General features: G+C 46.9%; 3 protein-coding genes. All 3 read right to left on the minus strand.

What is annotated here, in order from left to right; all coding sequences use genetic code 11:
* Nucleotides 1–248: 248 nt before the first annotated feature.
* On the minus strand, nucleotides 249–986 hold the full coding sequence (locus OES20_19020) for a hypothetical protein (GenBank protein MDH3636785.1): 738 nt from the start codon (nucleotides 984–986) through the stop codon (nucleotides 249–251).
* A gap of 244 nt (nucleotides 987–1,230) precedes the next feature.
* Nucleotides 1,231–2,556, minus strand: a complete 1,326-nt coding sequence (locus tag OES20_19025) for a UDP-glucose/GDP-mannose dehydrogenase family protein (protein ID MDH3636786.1) — start codon at nucleotides 2,554–2,556, stop codon at nucleotides 1,231–1,233.
* A 37-nt stretch (nucleotides 2,557–2,593) separates the two neighbouring features.
* The coding region (locus OES20_19030) for a tetratricopeptide repeat protein (protein MDH3636787.1) at nucleotides 2,594–3,458 on the minus strand (865 nt) is incomplete at its 5' end.

Genomic DNA, 3,458 nt, shown 5'->3' on the forward strand with positions numbered 1-3,458 from the left:
TATAGCCCCTAACAAAAACTCGATTGATAAAGACCTGTTTTCCCCATTCGGGTATCGGCTGTTCCAATCCGGTACTGCGTCACTAGCAGCCGCAATTATGGCCTGCATGAACTTAAAGAACATACCGGCTGGCAAAACAGAGATCATTATGCCCGCCTATGCTTAGCAGGGAATTAGGATAAATCCTGGCTCAAGCTAGACCGATCCGAGTCAGGGGCATAAGATTCGCGTTGAATCGGTTAGCACTTTTACCGGGTAAGATAAATTTCATCGATAAAGAGTGTTTTGTTTTGCGTAAGCCTATTGGTGAAAACGATAAGTTCGCTGATTTGTTGCATGTTCATGTCACGATCCTCCGGGGCTTTCTCTATTTCGCTTAATTCAATTTCCAGGTCGTTCCATCCGGGCCGAATTCGAAAGCCTTGATGAAATCTGTCACGGTAGAGAAAAGACGTTTCATGCGCCCGATCGTGCACTCTAATGGTCATTTCCAATGGCTCGACTGCTGGATTAAGGAGTCGGATTACTAACAGTTTATAGCCGCTCCAGTCACCCGGAAAATAAACCAGGCCGGTACCGGGATATTGTTTTCCCGGTGTTAGCTGCAACTTGAGCAGGTTGGTCGAATCTATCTGTACGATTTCGATATCTGCATTACCCCCCCACCGATCCAGTTCGAATGGCGTGTCATTATTTGCCAGTACCGGGAATTGACGATACGCAATGATTTCATCCGCCAACGCTTTTGCTAATGGAATGGTTAGCCACACCAGCAATATCACTACGGTTGTCTTTAATGAATTTAACGGCCTGCGCTTCAACCATCCGTTATACCGACCGAGAAAAATCAGCGCTAGAAATACCCCTGTTAGATCGCGCACAAGATCCAGAATGTCTGGAGTTCGGTCCGTGGCGTATTGGCTCAGCTCGATCAAGCCGCCGAGGACTAGCGAAATTACGATTAGTCCGATCGACAGTTTTGCCATGCTTACCTTCTTAAGTGGTGGTAAATAACCAACCAGGTAAACCAGAAGAAAAAAGTAGCCGATGTGTCCCAGATTCCAGAGTTCCCTGCCAGTTCGGGATTGCGTATCCACTGAATCAACGCTTAATAAAAAAAACGTAGCAACGAGGAAAACCAGGCCGATGATATATGGCATGGGAGTCTTAACAGGGATTTGTTTTCCGAACTTTATATTCTTTGACAGTTTTTAGATGCATCAGGCTTTGCTACCGACCTCTGCCGATAGAGTAGTAGGTAATCCCGTGAGCTTTCAGTCGCTCTGTGTCGAAAAGATTTCTACCATCAAACAGCACAGGTTGATTTAATAACTGTACTATCAAATCAAAATCCGGAGCTCGAAATTGCTGCCATTCGGTAACAATAACGAGTGCATCAGCATTTTTTAGAGCAGCTTCGGCCGTCCCAGCCAGAACTAACTCATCGCGTTGTCCATAAATTCTCTGGCATTCAATCATCGCTTCCGGGTCATAGGCCTGTACAATGGCACCAGCTCGCCATAGTGCTTCCATCAACACCCGGCTTGGTGCTTCGCGCATATCATCGGTATTGGGTTTGAAGCTTAATCCCCAGATAGCAAACACCTTTCCCTTGAGATCACCATTGAAATGTCGTTCGATGTTGTCGAATAATTTCTCTTTCTGCCGTGCATTCACTGCCTCTACTGATTTCATTAACTCGGCTTCAATTTCGATACCGTCCGCGGTGCGAATCAGGGCCTGAATATCTTTAGGAAAACATGAGCCGCCGTAACCACAGCCTGGATAGATATAGCTGTATCCAATACGCGAATCAGATCCGATTCCATGACGCACCGCCTCGATATCAGCACCCACCCGCTCCGCGATGTTTGACATTTCATTCATGAAACTAATCTTGGTTGCTAACATGCAATTTGCCGCATACTTGGTTAGTTCCGCACTGCGGGTGTCCATGAAAATCATACGATCATGATTGCGATTAAAAGGTGCATACAACTCGCGCATGACTTCTTTAACATAATTACTATCGGTGCCCACGACGATGCGGTCGGGCCTGGTACAGTCAGCGACTGCCGCACCTTCCTTGAGAAATTCGGGATTTGATACCACGTGAAAAGCGATGTTCTCTCCTCTCTCCTTAAGGACCTGTTTCACCTGTGCACTGACTTTATCGGCCGTACCGACCGGGACCGTTGACTTGTCGACAATGATCTTGGGAGCCGACATGTGCGTTGCAATCTCTTTTGCAACCGCCAGTACGTGTCGAAGATCTGCGGACCCGTCTTCATCAGGTGGAGTGCCTACTGCGATAAATTGAATCTCGCTATGCTGAACACCCAGCTCAGGATCGGTACTGAATCTTAATCGCCCATTTTTAAAGGTGTGTTCAACAATTTGAGATAAACCCGGTTCATAGATTGGAATAACTCCTTTTTCAAGATTCCTGACTTTGGACTCATCGGTATCGATGCATATCACCTCATGGCCAGCATCTGCCAATACCGCCCCTTGCACAAGCCCGACATAACCTGTTCCAAAAATAGTGACTTTCATATGTTTAAGAGGAAAATCCCGTGTAATTGACTAAACGCTATAAGTTATCGAGATGCTTTTTTATTAGCCGTTGCTTGCTTTTATCCGTGGCCTTGCGAAGAACCTCTTCCAATATGCTCCTGGCTTTCTTTTCTTGATCATTCGCAACCAGGATATCGGCATAGTTGAACTGAATATCGAGAACATTTGGCGCTTTGTTTACTGCCTGTTCGGCAATTTCGAGAGCCTTTAGCTTATCACCGGTTTTCAGCAATAACATTGCCAATGTATCCATGATCAACGGATTGTCCGGATCCAGCTTATCCGCCTTTCGAGCATACTCAACCCCTTTTCCGGGATCACTGTCTTTCAGCGACCAGGCCAGATTGTTCAGAACCCTGGGATTTTCGGGCGACGCTTGCTCCAGAACCTTGTAGGTTGCGGTTGCCTCATCTGGCCGATTTTCTAACAGGTAATACTCGGCTAAAAGCAGTAAAACCCGATCATCCCTGTTACTTTCTGACCACAGTTCCAGGCTCGATATTGCGCCTTGCCTGTCTCCTGATTGCCACTGGTTCCTGGAAAGTTCGATAACGACATCGGATTGTGGCGCCTCGACGAGCAATCCTGATAAGGTTTTGATCGCGGAATCATAATCTTTCTTGACAGAAGATTTTTGCGCCTTTAAAAGCTCAACCTGTACATTACCCGGGTAGTTTTTTTGTAAAGCCGCAAGTCGAGCACTGAATGCCGCGTCCTTGCCTTCAGCCAGGTCAAGTCTCGCCAGAAAAACCTGGGCCGTCAGGTGGTTAGGAACCAGTTTGACTGTCTGCTCGAGCGCCTCACGCATTCTACCGATATTGTTTTGTGCCGCATAAACCTGTGCAAGCAAGAAATGACCGGCCGCGACTTCCGGCTGTTTC

The organism is Gammaproteobacteria bacterium, from assembly GCA_029862005.1.
In the GTDB taxonomy this organism is placed as follows: Bacteria; Pseudomonadota; Gammaproteobacteria.